Consider the following 295-nt stretch of genomic DNA (forward strand, 5'->3'; position numbering starts at 1 on the left):
AGTGGCTGACCTGCTGCTGCAGGTCGTACTGCAGGGTGCTGCTGGCGGCGAGGTCTAGGCGGTCGAGGTCGTAGAATGGCATGCCCAGCAGGTTGGAGAGGCGCGAGCGGGCGACGCTGATGCCTTTGTCGTTCTCCTGCACGCGCAGGTTGGGCTCCAGTTGCCAGTCCCGATAGACCAGGCGCTGGCCCAGGGCGGCGTCCAGCAGGTCGTGGTCGATCAGCCCGCCACTGGCCAGCAGGCGGATGTGGCTCTCGGTCAGGTCCTCCAGGTCGTGCCGGCCCTGGGCCAGGTA

1 protein-coding gene is annotated in these 295 nt (G+C 67.8%); it reads right to left on the bottom strand.

Going from position 1 to position 295, the window contains the following annotated elements:
• On the bottom strand, positions 1-295 hold a 295-nt coding region (locus J0A65_RS27055), incomplete at both ends, for a hypothetical protein (RefSeq protein ID WP_206597243.1).

The sequence above is a fragment of the Bowmanella yangjiangensis genome (genome assembly GCF_017255015.1).
In the GTDB taxonomy this organism is placed as follows: Bacteria; Pseudomonadota; Gammaproteobacteria; order Enterobacterales; family Alteromonadaceae; genus Bowmanella; species Bowmanella yangjiangensis.